This is a genomic window from Ensifer sp. KUDG1 (genome assembly GCF_050434285.1).
In the GTDB taxonomy this organism is placed as follows: domain Bacteria; phylum Pseudomonadota; class Alphaproteobacteria; order Rhizobiales; family Rhizobiaceae; genus Ensifer.
In genome coordinates, this window is record NZ_JBNDIG010000001.1 from 701,517 (window position 1) to 722,468 (window position 20,952).

Consider the following 20,952-nt stretch of genomic DNA (forward strand, 5'->3'; position numbering starts at 1 on the left):
CATGTCTCAAGCTGCTGCAACAAGCACCGTTTCGACCGACCCGTCCCGCCGGGCGCGTCTGGCCGAATTCTGGTATTACTTCTCCGAGAACCGCGGCGCCGTGATCGGTCTCGTGTTCTTTGTGTTCCTCGTTCTGCTCGCGGTCTTCGCACCGTGGGTCGCGCCGCATGATCCGGTGGCACAGTACCGCGATGCGGTGCTGGTTCCGCCGGTCTGGCAGGAAGGCGGCCGCGCCGGATTCCTGCTCGGCACCGATGCCGTCGGCCGCGACATGCTGTCCCGCCTGATCTACGGCACGCGCTTCTCGCTGTTCGTCGGTGTCATCGTCACGACCCTGTCGCTCGTCGGCGGCATCGCACTTGGCGTCATCGCCGGCTACTTCCGTGGCTGGGTCGATACCGTCATCATGCGCGTGATGGACATCATCCTCGCCTTCCCGTCGCTGCTGCTCGCCCTCGTTCTGGTCGCAGTCCTCGGCCCGGGCCTCGTCAACGCCATGATCGCCATCGCGCTCGTCTTCCAGCCGCACTTCGTGCGCCTGACGCGTGCTGCCGTCATGAGCGAAAAGACCCGTGACTATGTCGTTGCCGCCAAGGTGGCCGGCGCCGGTCATGGCCGTCTGATGTTCAAGACGATCCTGCCGAACTGCATGGCGCCGCTGATCGTCCAGGCGACGCTCTCCTTCTCGAGCGCGATCCTTGACGCAGCCGCCCTCGGCTTCCTCGGCATGGGCGCACAGCCTCCGACACCGGAATGGGGCACGATGCTCGCCGAAGCCCGCGAGTTCATCAGCAGCCATTGGTGGGTGGTGACCCTTCCGGGTATCGCGATCCTGATCACCGTGCTTGCGATCAACCTGATGGGTGACGGCCTGCGCGATGCGCTCGATCCCAAGCTGAAGAGGTCCTGATCATGGCGCTTCTCGAAATCGAAAACCTGGTCGTCGAATTCCAGACGGCCTCCGGTCCCTTCCGCGCCGTCAACGGCGTATCGATGAAGGTCCATGAAGGCGAAGTGCTTGCGATCGTCGGCGAAAGCGGCTCGGGCAAGTCCGTGTCGATGCTGGCCGCCATGGGGCTTCTGCCCTGGACCGCGAAGGTGACGGCCGACAAGCTCACTTTCAACGGCCGCGACCTGCTCGGCATGTCGGCCAGCGAAAAGCGCAAGATCGTCGGCAAGGATATTGCCATGATCTTCCAGGAGCCGATCGCCAGCCTCAACCCGTGCTTCACCGTCGGCTTCCAGATCGAGGAAGTGCTGCGCATCCACATGGGTCTCGACAAGGCCGGTCGGCGCAAGCGGGCGATCGAACTGTTCGAGGCGGTTGGTATTCCCGATCCGGCCGAACGGCTCGGCCACTATCCGCACCAGATGTCGGGCGGCCAGTGCCAGCGTGTGATGATCGCGATCGCGATCGCCTGCAATCCGAAGCTGCTGATCGCCGACGAGCCGACGACCGCGCTCGACGTGACGATCCAGAAGCAGATCCTCGACCTGTTGATGAAGCTGCAGGCCGAGCACAAGATGGGCCTGATCATGATCACGCACAACATGGGCGTGGTAGCCGAGACCGCCGACCGCGTCGTCGTGCAGTACAAGGGCCGCAAGATGGAAGAGGCCGACGTGCTGACGCTCTTCGAAAACCCGAAGAGCAACTACACGCGCGCACTTCTGGCGGCTCTGCCTGACAACGCGACCGGCGATCGTCTGCCGACGATTTCCGAACTCTTCGTCGATGAAGGAGCGGCCCAATGAGCGTGATCCTCGAAGCGCGCAATCTGGTGCGCGACTACCATATCCCCGGCGGCCTCATCAAAAAGGCAAAGACGGTTCACGCGCTGAAAGGCGTGAGCTTTTCCGTCGAAGAGGGCAAGACGCTGGCGATCGTCGGCGAAAGCGGCTGCGGCAAGTCTACGCTCGGCCGCATCCTCACCCTGATCGATCCGGCAACCTCGGGCGACCTTCTGATCGAGGGCAAGAAGATCGATATCTCCAAGGGCGACATGACGCCGGAGATGCGCCGCAAGGTGCAGATCGTCTTCCAGAACCCCTATGGCTCGCTCAACCCGCGCCAGAAGATCGGCGACATCCTGATGGAACCGCTGGTCATCAACACCGACACGCCGGCCGACGAACGTCGCGACCGGGCGATGACGATGCTGAAGAAGGTCGGCCTCACCGAGCTGCACTTCAACCGCTATCCGCACATGTTTTCGGGCGGCCAGCGCCAGCGTATCGCCATTGCGCGTGCGTTGATGCTGAACCCGAAGCTGCTGGTGCTCGACGAGCCGGTCTCGGCGCTCGATCTGTCGGTCCAGGCACAGGTGCTGAACCTGCTCGCCGATCTTCAGGACGAGTTGAAGCTCACCTACGTCTTCATCAGCCACGACCTGTCGGTCGTGCGCTACATCGCTGACGACGTCATGGTGATGTATTTCGGCGAAGCGGTCGAATACGGCAGCCGCGACGAGGTCTTTGCCGATCCGAAGCACAGCTACACCAAGACGCTGTTTGCAGCGACGCCACGTGCGGATGTCGAGAGCATCAAGGCGCGTCTTGCCAAGAAGAAGCAGGCGGCTTGATCTCGTCGATCTAGCGTCAATGAAACAGGAAGCCGGGACATCGTTCCCGGCTTCTTTGACTTGAGGGCATGATGGTGTAGAGGTGTCGCGCCGCCTTCAACTCTCGCCTTTCGGCGGCGGGCAGCCGCTTTTCGGCCGGACCGATCGTCCGGCCCAACCTCAGGAACACGTCCATGGAAATCAAGCGTTTCGAAACCGGCCCCCGTATGAGCCAGGCCGTCGTCTACAACAACACCGTCTACCTCGCTGGCCAGGTCGGCAACGCCGGTGACGATGTCGTGACGCAGACGAAGCAGGCGCTTGCCGAAGTCGACCGTCTTCTGGCGCTCGCCGGCACCGACAAGACCCGCATCCTTTCGGCCACCATCTGGCTCGCCGACATGGCAGACTTCCCGAAGATGAACTCGGTCTGGGACGCCTGGGCACCGCAGGGCAATACCCCGGCTCGCGCCACCGGCGAAGCCAAGCTCGCGACCCCGGAATACCTCGTCGAAGTCATCGTCGTCGCCGCTGCCGCTTAAGGCCGGCGCTACGGGATTTCCCGTCGTCTCATTTTTGCGCCGCCGGACTGCCGTCCGGCGGCGTTTTTCGTTCCCATTCCAGCTCCCATGCGCGGAACCAAACGGCGCGCCGGCACGTTAAGTGTCCGATCCGAAGAAGCAGGCCAAAACCGGCCGCCACCATTGGGAGGACTGTCAATGCTCTACTGGCTGCCCCGTGTCTGTGTCCTTCTCCTGGCGGGCGTCATGATCGGTTTTGGGCTCGTTCCCTACACCGCCGCAGGTGTCGCCCATACCTTGCTCGTCATCATCCTGGGGCTCGGCCTGTTGTCGCTGACCCTGCATGTCTTCCCGCCGGAACACCACTGACCGTGCAAGATCAATCACGCGATGTGCCGCAAGCAGGGCCTGAGCAAAAGGCAGGGCGGCCTGATCTGTTGACCGGAAACGCGAACGACCCGCGCGCCGCCCTGGCCGAGGGACGGCGCGGCATGATCGCGAACACGCTGCGGCGGGCGGGTGCCGCCCAGCAGCGCAAGCGCGCGCGGCGGATCGTCGAGGAAGAGGCTGCCGTCGCGACGGCGGCGCCATCGACCGCTCCGCGGCGCGACGGCATCGATCTGATGGTCGCCTGGAGCATCATCGGCCTTTTCGCCATTGCCGCATGTGCGGGCATCTACGCCATGGAAACGATCCTGCTGCCGATCACGCTGGCGATCGTCGTCGGCGTGGTGCTCGGCCGGACCGCCGACGGGCTGGCGCGTTACGGTCTGCCGCCGATCTTCGGGGGGCTGCTGTTGGCGGGCATCTTCGTCACCGGCCTCTCGTGGCTCGTCAATGCTCTTCTCGGCCCGCTGACGGCGCTCGCCTCCGAGGCGCCGAAGCTCGCCGAAAGCGTGGTGGCGCGGGTGATGCCGTTCATCGATCGGTTCGAGTGGCTGCGGCTGGCTGTCGCGCGCAGCATCGGCAACGACGCGATTGCCGACACCGTCATGAAGAATGCCGGACCGATGCTTGCCGCCACTGCAGCCGGGCTGACGCCCGCCTTGGTGCAGACCCTGATCTTCCTTGCGGCACTCGGCCTGTTCCTGCTCGGGCGGCTGCAACTGCGGAAGGCCGTCATCCTTGCCTTTGCCAGCCGTGAGCGGCGGCTAAGCGCCATTCGCATCATGAACGGCATCGAGGACGCGTTGGCGCGTTACTTCTCGATCGCCAGCGTGATCTATCTCTCGCTCGGCCTGGTGACGACGGTGATCGCGTTTGTCGGCGGCCTGGGCATGGCTCCGCTGTGGGGCCTGTTCGCTTTCGTCTCCAGCTTCATTCCTTATCTCGGCGTGACGGCGATGACGCTGAGCCTGCTGGTGGCGGGGCTGATGACGCACGAGGTGCTGTGGCTGGCATTGGCGCCGGCCGCGGTCTTCTTCGTCGTTCACCTCGCGATGGAAAACCTTGCCATTCCGGCGATCCTCGGCAACGAACTCGAGGTGAACCCGTTCCTGATCTTCCTGGCGATCGTGTTCTGGACCTGGATGTGGGGGGCGGTCGGCGCCATGCTGGCACTGCCGCTCTCTCTCATCGTTCTCGCCATTGTCGAGGAAATCAGCGACCAGCCACCGGAACGACAGCTTCCTGGATAAGCGACATGTTGCCCGGCTTAGCGCCGGGCAGAGCGAGCGTGTTCGTCGAAGAACAGCGCCTGGCTGATCAGCGCCTTCACCATGTCCGGATTGAACGGTTTGGTCACGAGGAAGGCCGGCTCCGGCCGCTTGCCGGTCAGCAGCCGTTCCGGGAAGGCGGTGATGAAGATCACCGGCACCGCGGCCTGCGTGAGGATCTCGTTGACGGCGTCGATGCCCGAGCTGCCATCGGCAAGCTGGATGTCGGCCAGGACCATCTTCGGAGAGGTCTTGCGGTAGAGATCGAGCGCCTCGCCGTGGGTGCGGGCGATCCCGGTTACGCGGTGGCCGAGGCTGGTCACCATATCCTCGATATCGAGCGCGATCAGCGGCTCGTCCTCGATGATCAGGACGTCGGTTGCGACCTGGCGCGAGATGTCCTCCGAGGCGAGGGTCAGCAGCTTCGAAAATTCGGCCTGGCTCAGGCTCATGACTTCGGCCGCATCGGCGATGGAAAAGCCCTCGACCGACACGAGCAGAAACGCCTGGCGCGGCACAGGCGCGATCAGCGACAGATTGGCGGCGGCCTGCTTCTCCCATGCGAACGGCGAGGTGTTTTCGCTGCGGTCGATCGAGATCTTTTCGAACTGTGAGCAGAACAGCTTGTAGAGGCTGATCCGATCGTTCGAGGCTTCCGGAAAGAGACTGATGTCCTCGATCAGGGCTTCGAGAACAGCGGCCACATACCCGTCGCCTGCGGCCTGCGAGCCTGTAACGGCCCGCGCGTAACGGCGCAGAAAGGGCAGGTGGGGCGCAATCCGGGTCGAAAGTGACATCAACGACTTCCTTACGTGCAATGCGATTCGTTTGATTTCTGAGGATAGGGGGTATGTGGCGGAATAGATGGATGTTTTGAACACGTTTTTCGGCTTAGAGCAAATGGGGGACGTGTTCGAACGGTGTGCCGGCGATTTCGCGCAGGCAGCAAAACCGTGAAGGACGAAGCGGTGGTGAAGCGCAGCATGGACGATGAAACCGGAAAGCATGAAGGCGTGAGCCAACGGCGCGGCGGCACGGCCGAAACGCGAGATATCGGCGGCTCGATCGGCGCCAGCTTGAAGGCGTTCTATCGGTCGCTCGAGCAGGAGCCCGTTCCGGAACTATTTCTCAATCTTCTTGAAAAACTGGATGAAGCGGAAGCTGCGGCCAAAGGCCCGTCGAAGGGTGGGGTTCCGCTCTGAGGGGGGAAGAAACGGACAGCTGCCCGTTTCTTCGTGAGATGCGCCGATCAGCAGGCGGCTTCGTAGCGGCGGCCGTAGCGGTCGCGATAGATGCAGCGGCCCGGCTCGTTGGCATTGCCGATCAGCGCACCGGCGACACCGCCGATGGCAGCGCCCACGGCCGCACCCCTGACGTTGCCCGTCGCGGCGCCGCCGACGATCGCGCCGCCGGTTGCACCGATCGCCGCGCCCTTTTCTGTCTGCGTGCATGCCGCGAGGGGCAGGATCAGGCTTGCTACGATAAGTATCTTCTTCATGACGCGTTCCTATCCGAGGGTTGCTTTGTTGAACTGAGAATCAATTTTCGGTGAAATCAATTTGCCCGCGACTGGTGACGAACAGAATGACGACAATGAGGCATAGCCCGCACCGCTACCGCGCCGTCCTGATCGACCTTTGATGTAACCGTTCGGCGCTCGCAATGGGCGAGCTCCTTGCGGTGTGTCCTTGCCTCGCCAGTATCTCCTCCGTCGCTCGGCCGCGGTCGCAGCGCTTGTTATCGTTGCGAAAACGAGAGCGCGGCGTTTTTGTTCCATTATTGGTGTGGCCGATGGTCGGTGGCAGTCGCCGTTGCGCGCCCTCGCGCCCGGTTGAACGCTGCGAACGGATGCAGGTTCTCGACCGTCTCCCAACCGCCGATGGGGGCTTTTGACGGGCGTCCAAACGCGCAGCTCACGCCAAAGTTCCGGGAAATATTTCGCGCCCCTTTGCGGAACCGCAGATCGTGCATTGCCGTTTGCTGTTGGAGTTTGACGGAAGGGAGCATGCGAATGGAACATATTGCCGCCATCATGGTCCTGGTCGGCTGCATGCAGACGACAGAGGCCTGCCGCGAAGTGCCGGCGCCCACCGTGGCTTTCGAAACCGTGGACGAATGCCGCGAACTGCTTTCGCCCGCGATCGAGGCGACAGGAACGACCTTCAAGCACGCCTATGGCGCTTGCGCGGAAGTCGATCCGGCGCTGTTCGTGGAAGACGCGACCATCGAATGGCAGGTGAAGGCGCCTGGCCGGCTTCAGGTCGAGGTCAAGGTCGATGACGGCAGCTACGCCGTAGCCGCGCGCCACGACGCCGGCGCCAGGACTCGCAACTGATTTCACCGGCCGCCCAAGCGCAATTGCCCAAGCGCAATTTGCGCTTGCGCGGCCGCATCAACCGAAAGGACAGAAAATGAACTGGGATATTGTTGAAGGAAAATGGCACGAGCTGAAGGGCAAGGTTCAGACGCAGTGGGGTAAGCTCACCAATGACGACCTCGATGTCATCGATGGCCGCAGGGAAGAACTCGCCGGGCGGATCCAGGCGCGCTACGGCGTTGCGCGTGACGAGGCGGAGCGCCAGATCGACGACTGGATGTCCCGCCGTTAGTGGTTCGAGCGATGCAGTCAGTCTTCTTTCCCGGAAGAACAACCGTAAAAGCAAAGGCCGCGCGACATCTGTCGCGCGGCTTTGTTTGTGGTGCGTATCGCGCTTATTTCTTCTTTGCCTTGGCCTCTCTCTTGCGGAGTTCTTCCATCAAAGACTGAAGCTTGGCGCTCTTTTCGTCGCCGTCGGTGTATAGGTCGCGCATCGTCTTTCCGATGTGAAGATTTCTATCGGAGAGATGCGTCCGCTCCCGTCCGGCTTCGATCGCCGTTTTCCAGATATGTGCTGTCGGCATCTTCATTTCGACCCTGCGTGTTCCATGGATGAAGAACGTCAGAGTATTGCGAAGGTTCCGGGCATTTCCGGTGCAAACCGTGCCGATTTGGGACTCTTTCGTCTTTCATCGTAAACAGAATATTAATGTCGAGTGAAGCCGCGGAATTCTGCGCGCCGATTTTGATCGATAACTGGAACAAATTGAAAGCTATGGCGTTTGCTTTGCAGTGATTTAGGCAAGGAGAATTGCTATGTTATACTACGCGCTTGTCTTCCTCGTTGTGGCAATCATAGCGGGTGTACTTGGGTTTGGGGGTATTGCCGGCACGTCCGCGGGCATCGCGCAGATCCTCTTCTTCCTTTTCCTGGTCTTCCTGGTGATTTCGCTCGTTGCAGGCCTCGTGCGCCGCGGCTGACCGGAGCCCGAATTTGACGAATACGAATGGATGAAAATGGGCGGCGTGACGGCCGCCCTTGGTGCGTTTGGGGCTCGATCGTCTTGCTTGCCCTTGCCTGCCTGCTTGGCTATTGATGCCGAAACCGTCGCAATAGCCTTGAGGAACCGAACACCATGAAATCGCTGGAACTGCTCGTCGAGCGGATCATCCTCTCCAGCCGCTGGCTCCTCGTTATCTTCTATCTTGGCCTGGTAGCGGCGCTCGCCCTTTACGGCATCTCGTTCGCCTTCAAGCTGTTCAAGATCGCCAGCATGGTCTTCGTCTATGACGATGCGGAGATGATCCTGGCCATGCTCGCCCTGATCGATGCCGCGCTGGTCGCCAGCCTGATCGTGATGGTGATGATTTCAGGGTACGAGAACTTCGTCAGCCGCTTCGACGAAGGCGACGCTGAGGTCTCCTTCCTCGGCAAGCTCGATTCCGGTAGTCTGAAGATCAAGGTCGCGTCGTCGATCGTGGCCATTTCCTCGATCCACCTGCTGCAGATCTTCTTGAACGCGCAGCAATATTCCAGCGAACAGCTGATGTGGGCGACGATCATACATCTTGCCTTCGTCGTATCGGCCGTGTTGCTCGGCTATCTCGAGCAGATCATGACTGCGCTGAAGAGGAAGTGATATTGGTGCCGCGGCCCGACGTAAAAGCCGCGGCTTGTCTTGATCGAGCAACGGGGCAGCCTTTAGATGAAGACTGACGTAGTGGTTCTGGGCGCCGGCATCGTCGGCATTTCCACCGCCATCCATCTCGCCCGCCGCGGCAAGTCGGTGGTGTTGCTCGACCGTCGCGGCGCCGGCGAGGAAACCTCCTACGGCAATGCCGGCCTGATCCAGCGCGAGGGCGTCTTTCCCTATGGTTTCCCGCATGATTTCGGCGCGCTCTTTCGCTACGCGCTCAACAACACCATAGACGCCCATTACCATTTCCGCGCCCTGCCGGGCCTGGTGCCGTTCCTGGCGCGCTACTGGTGGCATTCCGGCTTCACCCAGCACCGGCGCATCGCCCAGCTCTATGCACCGCTGATCGAGCATTCGATCAGCGAACACCAGGATCTGATCGAGGCGTCCGGCGCCGGCGACCTCATCCGCAAGGATGGCTGGATGAAGGTGTTCCGCACCGAGAAGGAGCGCGACGCCGCGTACAAGGAAGCGGAAAAACTCTCGGCCGGTTTTGGGGTCAACCACCAGAAGCTTTCGACGAGTGAGCTGAAGACGCTGGAACCGTCGATCAAGGCGGATCTCGTCGGTGGCCTGCGCTGGAGCGATCCCTGGTCGATCCGCGATCCGCACAGCCTCAACAAGGCGTATCTCGCCTACTTCCAGTCCCTGGGCGGACGGCTGATTTCCGGCGATGCGGCGACGACAGAACACGTGCTCGAAGGTCCCGGTTGGCGCGTCGCCACTCCGGAAGGGCCGCTGGAGACGCGCGAAGTCGTCGTGGCGCTCGGCCCCTGGGCCGATACGGTGACCCGCAAGCTCGGTTACCATTTCCCGCTTGCCGTGAAGCGCGGTTACCACATGCACTATGGCACGCAGGAGGGCGCGCAGCTCAACAACTGGGTGCTCGATGCCGAGAAGGGCTATTTCCTGGCGCCGATGCTGCGCGGCATCCGTTTGACGACCGGCGCGGAATTTGCCTGGCGCGACGCGCCGAAGACGCCGGTGCAGCTGACGCGAGCCGAGCGGGTGGCGCGCGAGTTCTTCCCGCTGGCCGAACGCCGTGACGAAGAACCGTGGATGGGCGCGCGTCCCTGCACGCCGGACATGATGCCGCTGATCGGCAAGGCGCCGCGTCACGAGGGCCTGTGGTTTGCCTTCGGTCACGCCCATCACGGCATGACGCTCGGGCCGGTCACCGGCCGGGCGCTGGCGGAAGCCATGACCGATGAAAAGACGGTCATCGACATCGCGCCCTACCGGCCGGAGCGCTTCCTGGCCTGACGGGTCCGAAGCCACAGCATCACGCAGTGGGAAAAGGCCGGAAGCTGCGCTTCCGGCCTTGTTCTTTGGCTGATCAGGCGTTGGTGCCGCCGTCGATGGTGAATTCGGCGCCCGTGACGCTGCGGCCGTCAGGACCCGCCAGCCAGGCGACGACGCCTGCCACGTCGCTTGCCTCGTTGAAGCGGGGGATCGCCATCAGTCCGCGCTGTGGGCCGGCATGGTCGCCATTGGCCGGGTTCATGTCCGTGTCCGTCGAGCCCGGATGGACGATGTTGACGGTGATGCCCTTCGGCCCGAGATCGCGTGCCACCGCCTTGGTGAAGCCGATCAGCGCGCTTTTGCTCAGCACATAAAGGCTCATGCCCGGCCATGGGACGCGGGCGGCAAGGTTGCTGCCGATCGTGATGACGCGCCCGCCGTCCGGCATGTGCGCTGCCGCGGCGCGCGTGGCAAGGAACACCGCCTTCACATTGACGTCGATCGTCCGGTCGAAATCCTCCGCGGTTACCTCGTCTATCGTCCCGGCATCGAAGATGCCGGCATTGTTGACGAGAATGTCGATGCGACCGTGCTTCTCCGCAACCGACTTGACGGCAGCCTCGACCGCGCCCGGATCGCGGTTGTCCGCCCGGATTGCCAGCGCGCTGCCGCCATTCCGCTTGATCTCCGCCACGAGCGCCTCGGCCTTTTCTTTCGACTGGCTGTAGGTCACCGCCACCGTTGCGCCGTCGCTCGCCAACCGATTTGCGATCGCAGCACCGATGCCGCGGCTGCCGCCCGTTACCAGGGCCACCTTGTCTTTCAAACTCGTCACTGGCTTCTCCAAATCTGTAGTGATCGATACATATAAAGGGAGGCGACTTGCCATCCGCTGTCAAGCGATTTATGTATTGATCGATACAAAAAGGATCAGCGAGCATGAGCCGCGGGCGGCCACGCAGTTTTTCGAGGGACGAGGCGCTTGCAAGCGCCATGCAGCTCTTCTGGGACAAGGGCTACGACAATACCTCGCTTTCGGACCTGACCCGGGTCATGGGATTGAACCCGCCGAGCCTCTATGCTGCCTTCGGCAGCAAGGCGCAGCTCTTCATCGAGGCTGTGGATCTTTACGGCCGCACCGACGGTGCCGGCATCTGGGATGAACTGGAGGCGGTTCCGACCGCAAAGGCGGCGGTGCACGACCTGTTGAGGCGCACGGCTGCGAATTTTACCCAGCGGGGCGAGCCGAGAGGCTGCATGGTGGTTCTTTCCGCGCCGCAGATGGCGGGCGGGGACGCGGAGGTGTGCGACGCATTGAAGCTGCGCCGGCTTGAGAAGCAGGTGGCTCTGGAGCAGCGTTTCGAGCGCGCCGTCGAAGAGGGCGACCTGCCTGCCGGTGTCGATTGCGCCGCGATTGCCGCCTACGTCGCCTCGCTGCAGCACGGCATGTCGATCCAGGCGCGCGATGGTGCCACGCGGGAAACCCTGCTTGCGATCGCCGACTGCGCCTCAGCCGGTTGGGATGCGATGATTTCCGCAAACATCAGGCCGCACTGACCGACGACGTTGGACGGAAACACCCGGTCCGTCATTCGGCCTCAGCGCTTTCGTTCCGGTCAACGACGACGCGAGAGCCGGAGATCAAAACCTCCGGCCCATCGATTTGCGCGGGCTCCGTCATACTTAGGGCGCCGGCTGCGTCATGTCGGGTGTCGTGCCAGGGGTCGAGTTCGGGCTGGCGCCCTGCGTTCCCTGCTGCGGCGTCGTTTCCGGTGCCGGCTGGGTCGTTGTTCCACCGGCGGGGGGCGTGGCCGTATCGGCCGGCGGTGTGGCCTGGCCCGTCGTCCCAGTTGCCGGCTGGTCGGTGGTCGCCGGAGGCGCTGCCGTGTTGGCGGTGTCGCGGCTGAGTTCGGCCGGCAGCCAGGCGATCAGCGCCAATACCAGGCCGGCGAGCAGGATGATGACGATCGGCCAGTTACTGCGGCCGGAGCGGGGTGGAGGCGGCACGTCGCTCATCTGCGTTGGTGTCTGCGGCAGCGGCTGCCCGGTCACCGGATCGATCACGGGCTTGTCCTTGAATTCCTCGTGCTGGTTCATTGTGTGCATCCTTTTCTTGGCGTCCTCCTGGCCTTGATGCGACTGCTCCTGAACCTTCCCGGCAGTCGTGGCACCGGATTTCGCGCCGTCGCGATTGCGCGACAAGGGCGCCCGGAGGGGGCGTGGCATAGGCATAAACGTATGAGGATTTGCAATGTTCCGGACGCTGCAACCGGAGGGAAGCCTGAGTGTCGCTGCCGGCTTTACAGCCCCGCCTTCCGCTGCAAGAAATAGGTGTTCACGGGAGGATGGAAGGCATGATGGATCCGGCATTTCGCACTGGTACCTTTGTCGGCCGCGTCTGGCGGCCGGACGTGGCCGGGCCGTCGCTTGTCGTCCTGCGCGACGGCGCGCTCTGCGACATCACCAGCAAGACGGCGCCGACCATGCGCGACCTGCTCGAGCTTTCGGATCCGGTTCACCATGCCCGCACCGCACCGGGTGAGCGACTGGGCTCGATCGAGGAATTCCTCGCGCAAAAGGCGGACCCGGCGCGTATCCACCTGATCGCGCCCTCGGACCTCCAGGCGGTCAAGGCCTGCGGTGTCACCTTCGCGCGCTCGATGATCGAGCGCGTCATCGAGGAACGGGCGGCGGGTGATGCATCGCGCGCGGAGGCCATCCGCGCCCGCGTCACCGCCGTCATCGGCGACAGTCTGCGAAACCTGAAGCCCGGTTCGCCGGAGGCGGCCCGCGTCAAGGCTGCCCTCATCGAAGAGGGCGTCTGGTCGCAATATCTGGAGGTCGGCATCGGCCCGGACGCGGAGGTCTTCACCAAGGCGCAGGTCCTCTCGGCTGTCGGCCCGGGCGCCGATGTCGGCCTGCACCCGGCGTCGCGCTGGAACAACCCAGAGCCGGAGATCGTACTTGCGGTTTCCTCAAGCGGCCAGGTGAGGGGTGCCACCCTCGGCAATGACGTCAACCTGCGCGACATCGAGGGGCGCTCGGCGCTGCTTCTTGGCAAGGCCAAGGACAACAACGCCTCCTGCGCCATCGGCCCCTTCATCCGGCTCTTCGACGAAAGCTACACCATCGACGATGTCCGCAGGGCGGAACTCAGCCTCCTGGTCGAAGGTGAGGACGGCTACCGCCTGACCGGCCGCAGTTCGATGGCCGAGATCAGCCGCGATCCGCTCGACCTCGTCGCCCAGGCGATCGGTCCGCATCACCAGTATCCCGATGGCCTGATGCTGTTCATGGGCACGCTCTTCGCCCCCGTCGAGGACCGCGAAGAGCCCGGCCAGGGCTTCACCCACAAGCGCGGCGACGTGGTGACGATCGCCAACGCCGAACTCGGATCGCTGACCAACACGGTGCGACTGTCGACGGAGTGCGCGCCGTGGAGCTTTGGCGCCGCGTCGCTGATGCGCAATCTTGCCGGGCGGGGATTGCTGTAGGGACCATGCTCCGTGGCCCACCCGCAAGGGCACCTACGTCATGTTCCTCATGATCCAGAGCGACCGGCCCGCATGCGCGATGTCAGCGACGGACTGAAGGCGGGCGTCTTCCTTCAGTCGTTCCGCTTCAGCGCTGTCGATACGGAGAACCCGCCGATCGGTCTCGTTTGCGTTCGGCGTTATCCACCAGCGCCGTCCTTCCCGGCACAGCCCGGCTTCCGGGTGTTCCTGGAAGTACTCGATCGCATATGCCGCATCCGCTTTTGTCTCGAGCATCGGCCTGTCTCCGCCTGATTTGTGGGCGGCGAAGAGTATGCGCCTCTCTAAGAGATCTGAATATCCGCAAACACCGAAGCTGCAGTGTTTAGGGGCATATTACAGCTGATTTCGCCGCGGGAAGCGCGCCGTTGCCGCTGGGTAACGGCAGCCATGCCCAGACGAGCCGATCGCCGAGTTCGGCCGTCTGGTTCGTCGGGCGAAACATTGCATTAGCGAGCGTCCGTCACGCGTGAGCGTTCCGCATGTCATTGATGTCTTATTGAATTGTCTGTGAAAGTTGGCTGGGGAACCTGGATTCGAACCAGGACTAACGGAGTCAGAGTCCGTGGGTCTACCGTTAACCTATTCCCCAAAGCCGCCGTCGGAGCGAAGCCCGTCGGTGTGGTTGGCGGGCTTATAAACAAATCGGCGGCTGATGCAAATACCTTTTGCAAAAAAAATCGCGCATGAAGTGAAGATCGCAGCCATCAGGGGTGACCGGAACAGGCGGCCTTATGCTCAACCCGCTGTGTTTGCTGGGTTCGGGCGCCCGACGCCTTTGTTGTGCACAAGCCGGTTCTCAAAAAAAGTTTGGCGAATGGGGGTTGCGCTGGTACAGTCGCGCCAACGAAAAATCGAGAGAGCGCCTTGAGCGGCCGTAAGGCCTTGCGCGGCGCCATGGTTGAAACAAGTGAAAGACCCCGATCACGGCGATAAGCCGTCCGAATCCGGGGCGTCGGCAGCAGGCCGCGGTGATGGATCGAAGCTCGGTCCGCGCAACGGCAAGGGCAAGCGCAAACGACGTAAGTCGTCTGCTTCGCCGTCTGCAATTGCCAGCCAGTCCGGCCCAGCCGGTTTGGCAGGGCGTCCCGCAGGAGAGAACGAAACGGAGCCGGCGCGCAAGCGCAAGCGGCGACGTCGTTCGAAATCAGCAAAACAGCAGGCTCAGGCCGGATCCGCCTCGCAAAACAGCGGCGTCCAGGTCGTCGATGCGTCGCTTGGCGAACGCAAGGGCCACAAGCGCAGCAAGAAGGCCAAGCATCGCCGCGGGCTCCAGGGTCGCCCGCTGACGAGCGGCGAGCGCCAGCCGGCGCCGCAGCGTGGCGCCGATGGCGGCGGCAATGCGCGGCAGGCTTCTGCTTCCGGCGGCGGTCATGCGGGCACGCAGTTGCGGCCGGGCAATCGCGGTGAACAACCGCGTGCACCCTATGTTGCCGCCGGCGAACCTCCTGCGCCGCTCTATGCCGCGCTTGATCTCGGCACCAACAATTGCCGCCTGCTGATCGCGCAGCCGACCCGTCCCGGCCAGTTCCGGGTGGTCGATGCCTTCTCGCGCATCGTGCGTCTCGGCGAAGGGCTCGGTGCCAGCGGCCGGCTGTCGGACGAGGCGATGGAGCGCGCCGTCGAGGCCCTGAAGATCTGCGCGTCGAAGCTCGGCGCCCGTACCATCCGCCGCAGCCGCCTGATTGCGACGGAGGCTGCCCGCGCCGCTGAAAACGGTGAAAGCTTCCTTCAGCGGGTTGCGAGCGAAACCGGTCTCGATCTCGAAATCATCAACCGCGAAACCGAGGCACGGCTTGCCGTTTCCGGCTGCTCGTCGTTGGTCGACCGCGAGACGCGCTCGGTCGTGCTCTTCGATATCGGCGGCGGCTCGTCCGAGATCGCCGTCATCCGCATCGGTGATTCGCGCTCGAACCGGCTCGCAAACCACATCACCCACTGGACCTCGCTGCCGGTCGGCGTCGTCACGCTTTCGGAGCGCCATGGCGGCCAGCACGTAACGCCGGCAAGCTTCGAGGCGATGGTGCAGGAAGTCGAAGGCATGCTTTCCCGCTTCGACAGCCCGCCTGTCGAAGCTCTGGCGAACGGCACGTCAGGCAGCGGCTTCCACCTGATCGGCACGTCGGGCACGGTGACGACGCTTGCCGGCGTGCATCTCGATCTGCCGCGCTATGATCGCCGTCGCGTCGATGGCCTGTGGCTGACGGACGATGAAGTCTCGGCCATGCAGGCAAGGCTTCTGTCCTGGGATTTCGACGCACGCGCCGCCAATCCCTGCATCGGCCCGGATCGCGCCGATCTGGTGCTTGCCGGCTGCGCCATCCTCGAAGCAATCCGCCGCCGCTGGCCGTCGACCCGCATGCGCGTCGCCGATCGTGGCCTGCGCGAAGGCCTGCTCACCGACATGATGGCGGACGACGGCGCTTGGCGCCGCTCTCGGCCGCGCCGCCACCAGCGCGGCTCCAATGCCTCCGGCAGCCACGAAGGAAACAAACCATGACGAAACCTCCTGTCGGCGGCAACCGCAGCGGCCGCAAGCTTGGCCAGAAGGTCAAGAAGGGCAAGCTCAAGGCATCCTCCCGCCGCTGGATCGAGCGCCACATCAACGACCCCTATGTGCAGCGGGCGCAACTCGAGGGCTATCGCGCCCGCGCGGCCTTCAAGCTGCTGGAGATTGACGAGAAGCACAAGATCCTGAACGGCGCGCGCCGCATTATCGACTTGGGTGCTGCGCCCGGCAGCTGGTCGCAGATCGCCGCCAAGGTCACCAATTCGACCGATGCCGATCCGCGCGTCGCCGCGATCGACTTCCTGGAGGTGGACCCGATCCCGGGCGTGCGCATCCTGCAGATGGATTTCCTCGACCCCGAGGCGCCGGCGAAACTGAAGGAAGCCATCGGCGGAACGCCGGATCTCGTGATCTCCGACATGGCGGCGCCGACGACCGGGCACCGCCAGACCGATCACCTGCGCACCATGCATCTGTGCGAGGTCGCAGCCTATTTCGCCGTCGACGTGCTGGGCAAGGGCGGACATTTCCTGGCGAAGACCTTCCAGGGCGGCACCGAGCGCGAGCTGCTCAACATGCTCAAGCAGAATTTCCGTCAGGTCATCCATGTGAAGCCGGCCTCCTCGCGCGCCGAATCGGTCGAGATGTTCCTGTTGGCCAAGGACTTCAAGGGACGTCAGCAGACCGCCAGCGAAACGGAAACCGAAGACGAAGCGGCCGAATAGCATGCTGCTTTACGTCACGGTCGGCAGCAACGATCTGACACGCGCCGGCGCGTTCTACGATGCGGTGTTGCCGGCGCTTGGGTTTCACAGGCAACGCCAGGACGAGACCGAGATCGGCTATGGTGCTGAGGGTGACCGCATCCGTTTCTGGGTGGTGACGCCCTTCGACCGCGCGCCCGCCACCTATGGCAATGGTGTGAGCATCGCGCTTGAAGCCGAGACGCGTGCCGCCGTCGATGCTTTTCATGCCGCAGCCCTTGCCAATGGCGGTACGGACGAGGGCGCACCGGGCCTGCGCCCGTTTCACGCAAATTTTTACGGCGCCTGGGTGCGCGATCACGACGGCAACAAGATCGCCGCGGTCTGCGAGCGGCCGGAGTAACCGCTCGCGGGCCGCCGACTTTCCAGAAATCTCCTCATCATGAAGGCAGGGCGGAGCGATGGGCCGGGCTGGCTTGTGCCGATCGGCCGCACCCCTGATCGCTCTGTAAAACCCGGTTCCCCCTAAAGACGGTGCATCGTGGTTAATCGGCCATTAACCAGTTGAGTGCAACTCTGGTGTTACTCTCTGGTCCATTAGGACCTCCTAAGGTTTTAGTTCCACCGAGCGCTGGCTGCCGATCGACGATTGGCGACGGGTCGAGCACGTGCTCGGTTGGCCTGCATGTGGAAGTACCTGTATGTCGATGATTTCGCTTGCCGTTCGGCTCAGAAGCCGCGCGCATTTTTCTGTAAAGAGGAATGGTGCCGGCAAGCCGGGGGTCATCATCGGCACCAGCGCCGGCCGTAGGAACCAGGCGCGGCAGCGCGTGGGGATACTGATCGCCGGCTTCGCCGTGGTCTTCCTCGTGGTCGGCGGACGGCTGGTTCAGTATGGCCTGTCGGCGCCGGCCGACACCGCATCGATCGGTGGCAGCGGCCACGTGATTGCCTCTCGCCCGGATATCGTCGACCGCAACGGACATCTGCTGGCGACCGATCTCAACACGATGTCGCTCTATGCGGAGCCGCGCAAGATCGTCGATGCCGACGAGGTCGTCGAGAAGCTCGCGACGGTCATCCCCAATCTCGATTGGCGCGACACGCATCGCAAGCTCCAGTCCGGTTCGGCCTTCCAGTGGCTGCGGCGCCAGCTCACCCCGAAGCAGCAGTCCGATATTCTGGCGCTCGGCATTCCCGGCATCGGTTTCCGCCCGGAGAAGCGCCGCTTCTATCCCGGCGGCGTCACCGCTTCGCACATCCTCGGCCACGTCAATGTCGACAACCAGGGACTGGCGGGCATAGAGCGTTATCTCGATCAGCAGGGCTTTGCCGATCTGCGGGCGGCTGGCCTCACCAGCAATGCGTCGCTGGAGCCGGTACGGCTGTCGATCGATCTGCGCGTGCAGAACATCGTGCGCGAAGTGGTGGCCAACGCGATGACGGCCTATGAGGCCGAAGCCGCGGGTGCGGTGGTGCTCGACGCCGACACCGGCGAAGTGCTCGCCATGGCGTCGGTGCCCGATTACGATCCGAACGAACCCTCGCGAACCTTGCCCGGCGGCGGCGTCGACAAGGAGTACGAAAAGGGTTGGTTCAACCGGATGAGCAACGCCACCTTCGAGATGGGCTCGACCTTCAAGAGCTTCACGCTGGCGATGGGACTGGATGCGGGCAAGGTCAATCTGAATTCGGTCGTCGACGCGTCGCGGCCGATCCGCATGGGCGGCTTCACCATCAAGGACTTCAAGGGCAAGAACCGTCCGCTGTCGATCCCGGAGGTGTTCCAGTATTCGTCGAACATCGGCACGGCGGCTGTCGCCGATATGGTCGGGATCGAAGCGCACCAGCAGTTTCTGACCAAACTGGGCCTGCTGTCGAAGATGGAAACCGAAATGCCGGGCGTGGCAACGCCGACCCAGCCGCGTACCTGGAAGAAGATCAACTCGGTAACGATATCCTTCGGCCATGGCGTGGCGACGACGCCGCTGCAGACGGCGGTTGCGGCCGCCGCCCTGATGAACGGCGGGCACCTGATCCCGCCGACATTCCTGCCGCGCTCGGCAGAAGACACGCAGCTCGTTGCGCAGAGGGTGATCAAGGAATCGACCAGCGCCGACATGCGCTTTCTCTACAACTGGAATGGCGTGAAGGGGTCCGGCAGGCGGGCGCAGGTGGAAGGCTTCCATGTCGGCGGCAAGACCGGCACGGCCGACAAGGTCATTAACGGGCGATATGCCAAGGACCTGAACTTCAATGGGTTCCTGGCGGCATTCCCGATGGACAAGCCCAAATACATCGTTCTTTCGATCATCGATGCGCCACGGACCGGCGAAAATGGCGGGCGAACGGCTGCGGCCAATGCCGCCCCCATGGTCAAGGCCATCATCGGCCGCGCGGCACCGCTTCTCGGCGTGAAGCCCCGCTTTGGCGACGTGGGTGCCGAGCAGGTGCTGGCCGACTACTAGGCGGCGCGAGAACCGCTTGGGGCAGCTGGGCTCCCCGCGCCTTGATCAGACGCGCAAGGGGCCCTGTAATCCTTTGATTTGCCGCATGCTGCCGTCCACGAGGACGGTCGGTTTAAGGCGACATGCAGCAGCCGTTCGAAAAGCCGCCGCCGTGTTCGCCGCCGGCGCATGTGTCGGGCGGCTTATTTCCCCGCAGCCGTTTCGATCTCGCGCGCCGGTAGCCGGTGGCCCGATACGGAGGAACCGGCGTTCTTCGCCATGGTGAGGAACGGGATCGCCGCGATCAGGTTGGCGGCGGCGATGATCATGAAGGCGGTATGGAAATCGTCGAGCTGCAGCGGGCCGCCGCTGAGCTTCGTCTCGATTTCGAGGATCGCACCGGCGACAGCGACGCCGAGTGCCAGGCTGATCTGTTGGAGCACGGCGCTCATCGAGGTCGCCTTGCTGGCGTCCGCATCGTCGATATCGGCAAAAGACAGCGCGTTGACGCTGGTGAAGAAGAAAGAACGCGCGAAGCCGGCGATAAGCAGGATCGTGATCAGCACCAGATAGGGCGTCTCCGGCGTGAAGAAGCCATTGGCGAAGGTGGTGATCGCCGCAATGATCGCCGCAATGATCAGCGTCGTGCGGAAGCCGGCAAAGGCCAGGACCCGGCGTGCATAGAACTTCGTGGTGATCGCGCCGACCGCGCCGATGAAGGTGATCATGCCCGATTGAAACGGGTTGAGGCCGAAGCCGACCTGCAGCATCAGCGGCATCAGGAAGGGAACGGCGCCGACCGAGATGCGGAAGATCGTGCCGCCGATCGAAGCGGCGCGAAAGGCGCTGTCCTTGAAGAGCTTGAGGTCGAGGACCGGGGCCGGATGGCGCCGCGCATGGCGCATGTAGAGCAGGGCCGAAAAGAGGCCGATCAACACCGAGGCGATGCCGATGACCGGAGGCAGGGCGGGCAGGCTGATCACCGACAGGCCGAAGACGATGCCGGAGGCGGCGACGCCGCCGAGCAGGAAGCCGAACACGTCGACCGGCGGCGGATCGAGTGGCTCCATCTTCGGCAGGTAGATGCCCGACAGGATGTAGCCGGCGATGCCGACCGGCACGTTGATCAGGAAGATCCAGTGCCAGGAGAAATAGGTGGTGATGAAGCCGCCGAGCGGCGGCCCGGCAAGCGGACCGACGAGCGCCGGGATCGTCAGCAGCGCCATCGCCGACACCAGTTCGCTGCGCGGCGTGCCGCGCACCAGCACGAGGCGGGCGACCGGCGTCATCATCGCGCCGCCCATGCCCTGCAGGAAGCGGGAGAAGACGAAGGCGAGAAGGCTGTTCGAAATGGCGCAGAAGATCGATCCGGCAATGAAGACCAGGATCGCCGCGCGAAAGATCTTCTTGGCGCCGAAGCGGTCGGCCATCCAGCCGCTCAAGGGGATGAAGATCGCCAGCGCCACCATATAGGCGGTCAGCGCCAGCTTCAGCGTAATCGGCCCGACGCCGATGTCGCGGGCGATTGCCGGCAACGACGTGGAAATCACGGTCGAGTCCATCTGCTCCATGAAAAGAGCGACGGCGAGGATCATCGGGACGATACGGTTCATGAAACGATGCTTCGGACGGTCAGCGATAAGCAGAAGCTAATAATACCGGTCATGGCTTTTGTCGGGGCAAAACCGGTGATTGCGGATCAAAAGCCTGTGATCCCGACTGGCCTTTGCTGTCAAGACGCTAGTTCTGGCCGGGTTGCCGCCGAT

The 20,952-nt window shown here is 63.4% G+C and carries 25 protein-coding genes and 1 tRNA gene; 18 read left to right on the top strand and 8 right to left on the bottom strand.

What is annotated here, in order from left to right; genetic code table 11:
• The first annotated feature begins 1 nt into the window (after position 1).
• From M2267_RS03450 to M2267_RS03475, 6 genes are all read left to right on the top strand, one after another.
• Positions 2 to 910 (top strand): ABC transporter permease subunit, encoded by a 909-nt coding sequence (locus M2267_RS03450; protein WP_034800846.1) that lies wholly within the window; start codon positions 2 to 4, stop codon positions 908 to 910.
• Between the two features lie 2 nt (positions 911 to 912).
• Positions 913 to 1,755, top strand: coding sequence for an ABC transporter ATP-binding protein (locus M2267_RS03455; RefSeq protein ID WP_082006055.1), 843 nt, complete (start codon positions 913 to 915; stop codon positions 1,753 to 1,755).
• Entirely contained in the window at positions 1,752 to 2,582 is an 831-nt protein-coding gene (locus tag M2267_RS03460) for an ABC transporter ATP-binding protein (RefSeq protein WP_043618254.1), read from the top strand. The genes M2267_RS03455 and M2267_RS03460 overlap by 4 nt, the downstream gene beginning before the upstream one ends.
• Positions 2,583 to 2,755: 173 nt before the next feature.
• Entirely contained in the window at positions 2,756 to 3,103 is a 348-nt protein-coding gene (locus M2267_RS03465) for a RidA family protein (protein WP_025426006.1), read from the top strand.
• Between the two features lie 177 nt (positions 3,104 to 3,280).
• Positions 3,281 to 3,451, top strand: a complete 171-nt coding sequence (locus M2267_RS03470) for a hypothetical protein (protein WP_090425577.1) — start codon at positions 3,281 to 3,283, stop codon at positions 3,449 to 3,451.
• Positions 3,452 to 3,588: 137 nt separating this feature from the next.
• On the top strand, positions 3,589 to 4,719 hold the full coding sequence (locus M2267_RS03475) for an AI-2E family transporter (protein ID WP_402323738.1): 1,131 nt from the start codon (positions 3,589 to 3,591) through the stop codon (positions 4,717 to 4,719).
• Positions 4,720 to 4,736: 17 nt separating this feature from the next.
• Here M2267_RS03475 and M2267_RS03480 read toward each other — a convergent pair whose 3' ends face one another.
• Complete coding sequence (locus M2267_RS03480; protein WP_043618257.1) at positions 4,737 to 5,534, bottom strand: response regulator; 798 nt, start codon at positions 5,532 to 5,534, stop codon at positions 4,737 to 4,739.
• 156 nt (positions 5,535 to 5,690) lie between these two features.
• On the opposite strand from M2267_RS03480, the gene M2267_RS03485 reads away from it, so the two are divergent.
• Entirely contained in the window at positions 5,691 to 5,939 is a 249-nt protein-coding gene (locus M2267_RS03485) for a NepR family anti-sigma factor (RefSeq protein WP_429112490.1), read from the top strand.
• 47 nt (positions 5,940 to 5,986) lie between these two features.
• On the opposite strand, the gene M2267_RS03490 is transcribed toward M2267_RS03485, so the two are convergent.
• Positions 5,987 to 6,235: a glycine zipper domain-containing protein gene (locus M2267_RS03490; RefSeq protein WP_034800856.1), complete on the bottom strand. Its 249-nt coding sequence runs from the start codon at positions 6,233 to 6,235 to the stop codon at positions 5,987 to 5,989.
• 513 nt (positions 6,236 to 6,748) lie between these two features.
• On the opposite strand from M2267_RS03490, the gene M2267_RS03495 reads away from it, so the two are divergent.
• Positions 6,749 to 7,072, top strand: coding sequence for a hypothetical protein (locus M2267_RS03495; RefSeq protein WP_429112493.1), 324 nt, complete (start codon positions 6,749 to 6,751; stop codon positions 7,070 to 7,072).
• 76 nt (positions 7,073 to 7,148) lie between these two features.
• A complete protein-coding gene (locus M2267_RS03500; RefSeq protein WP_043618266.1) occupies positions 7,149 to 7,346 on the top strand; it encodes a CsbD family protein in 198 nt (65 codons plus the stop codon).
• A gap of 103 nt (positions 7,347 to 7,449) precedes the next feature.
• Here the strand turns inward: M2267_RS03500 and M2267_RS03505 are convergent, their stop codons facing one another.
• Positions 7,450 to 7,644 carry a hypothetical protein gene (locus M2267_RS03505; protein ID WP_429112496.1) on the bottom strand — a complete coding sequence of 65 codons (195 nt, stop codon included), beginning with the start codon at positions 7,642 to 7,644 and terminating at the stop codon, positions 7,450 to 7,452.
• Positions 7,645 to 7,870: 226 nt separating this feature from the next.
• On the opposite strand from M2267_RS03505, the gene M2267_RS03510 reads away from it, so the two are divergent.
• From M2267_RS03510 to M2267_RS03520, 3 genes are all read left to right on the top strand, one after another.
• Positions 7,871 to 8,035, top strand: a complete 165-nt coding sequence (locus M2267_RS03510) for a DUF1328 domain-containing protein (RefSeq protein ID WP_034800864.1) — start codon at positions 7,871 to 7,873, stop codon at positions 8,033 to 8,035.
• 155 nt (positions 8,036 to 8,190) lie between these two features.
• A complete protein-coding gene (locus tag M2267_RS03515; RefSeq protein ID WP_429112498.1) occupies positions 8,191 to 8,694 on the top strand; it encodes a TIGR00645 family protein in 504 nt (167 codons plus the stop codon).
• A 66-nt stretch (positions 8,695 to 8,760) separates the two neighbouring features.
• On the top strand, positions 8,761 to 10,014 hold the full coding sequence (locus M2267_RS03520; protein WP_429112500.1) for an NAD(P)/FAD-dependent oxidoreductase: 1,254 nt from the start codon (positions 8,761 to 8,763) through the stop codon (positions 10,012 to 10,014).
• Positions 10,015 to 10,087: 73 nt separating this feature from the next.
• Here M2267_RS03520 and M2267_RS03525 read toward each other — a convergent pair whose 3' ends face one another.
• Entirely contained in the window at positions 10,088 to 10,882 is a 795-nt protein-coding gene (locus M2267_RS03525; RefSeq protein WP_429112503.1) for an SDR family NAD(P)-dependent oxidoreductase, read from the bottom strand.
• 50 nt (positions 10,883 to 10,932) lie between these two features.
• On the opposite strand from M2267_RS03525, the gene M2267_RS03530 reads away from it, so the two are divergent.
• Positions 10,933 to 11,550 (top strand): TetR/AcrR family transcriptional regulator, encoded by a 618-nt coding sequence (locus tag M2267_RS03530; protein WP_429112505.1) that lies wholly within the window; start codon positions 10,933 to 10,935, stop codon positions 11,548 to 11,550.
• Between the two features lie 126 nt (positions 11,551 to 11,676).
• On the opposite strand, the gene M2267_RS03535 is transcribed toward M2267_RS03530, so the two are convergent.
• On the bottom strand, positions 11,677 to 12,099 hold the full coding sequence (locus M2267_RS03535; protein ID WP_429112508.1) for a hypothetical protein: 423 nt from the start codon (positions 12,097 to 12,099) through the stop codon (positions 11,677 to 11,679).
• A gap of 251 nt (positions 12,100 to 12,350) precedes the next feature.
• On the opposite strand from M2267_RS03535, the gene M2267_RS03540 reads away from it, so the two are divergent.
• Positions 12,351 to 13,487, top strand: a complete 1,137-nt coding sequence (locus M2267_RS03540; RefSeq protein ID WP_429113033.1) for a fumarylacetoacetate hydrolase family protein — start codon at positions 12,351 to 12,353, stop codon at positions 13,485 to 13,487.
• Between the two features lie 33 nt (positions 13,488 to 13,520).
• Here M2267_RS03540 and M2267_RS03545 read toward each other — a convergent pair whose 3' ends face one another.
• Both M2267_RS03545 and M2267_RS03550 read right to left on the bottom strand, forming a co-directional pair.
• Positions 13,521 to 13,763: a hypothetical protein gene (locus tag M2267_RS03545; protein ID WP_429112510.1), complete on the bottom strand. Its 243-nt coding sequence runs from the start codon at positions 13,761 to 13,763 to the stop codon at positions 13,521 to 13,523.
• Positions 13,764 to 14,044: 281 nt separating this feature from the next.
• A tRNA-Gln gene (locus M2267_RS03550) sits at positions 14,045 to 14,118 on the bottom strand.
• Between the two features lie 318 nt (positions 14,119 to 14,436).
• On the opposite strand from M2267_RS03550, the gene M2267_RS03555 reads away from it, so the two are divergent.
• The 4 genes from M2267_RS03555 to M2267_RS03570 all read left to right on the top strand — a co-directional run bounded on the left by M2267_RS03555 (position 14,437) and on the right by M2267_RS03570 (position 19,207).
• Positions 14,437 to 16,026, top strand: a complete 1,590-nt coding sequence (locus M2267_RS03555; RefSeq protein ID WP_429113035.1) for a Ppx/GppA phosphatase family protein — start codon at positions 14,437 to 14,439, stop codon at positions 16,024 to 16,026.
• Positions 16,023 to 16,760, top strand: coding sequence for an RlmE family RNA methyltransferase (locus M2267_RS03560; protein WP_402323285.1), 738 nt, complete (start codon positions 16,023 to 16,025; stop codon positions 16,758 to 16,760). Before M2267_RS03555 ends, M2267_RS03560 begins: the two co-directional genes overlap by 4 nt.
• A gap of 1 nt (position 16,761) precedes the next feature.
• Positions 16,762 to 17,142 carry a VOC family protein gene (locus M2267_RS03565; RefSeq protein WP_429112512.1) on the top strand — a complete coding sequence of 127 codons (381 nt, stop codon included), beginning with the start codon at positions 16,762 to 16,764 and terminating at the stop codon, positions 17,140 to 17,142.
• A gap of 298 nt (positions 17,143 to 17,440) precedes the next feature.
• Positions 17,441 to 19,207 (top strand): peptidoglycan D,D-transpeptidase FtsI family protein, encoded by a 1,767-nt coding sequence (locus tag M2267_RS03570; protein ID WP_429112514.1) that lies wholly within the window; start codon positions 17,441 to 17,443, stop codon positions 19,205 to 19,207.
• Between the two features lie 182 nt (positions 19,208 to 19,389).
• Here M2267_RS03570 and M2267_RS03575 read toward each other — a convergent pair whose 3' ends face one another.
• Positions 19,390 to 20,799, bottom strand: coding sequence for a DHA2 family efflux MFS transporter permease subunit (locus tag M2267_RS03575; protein WP_429112516.1), 1,410 nt, complete (start codon positions 20,797 to 20,799; stop codon positions 19,390 to 19,392).
• Positions 20,800 to 20,952 lie beyond the last annotated feature (153 nt).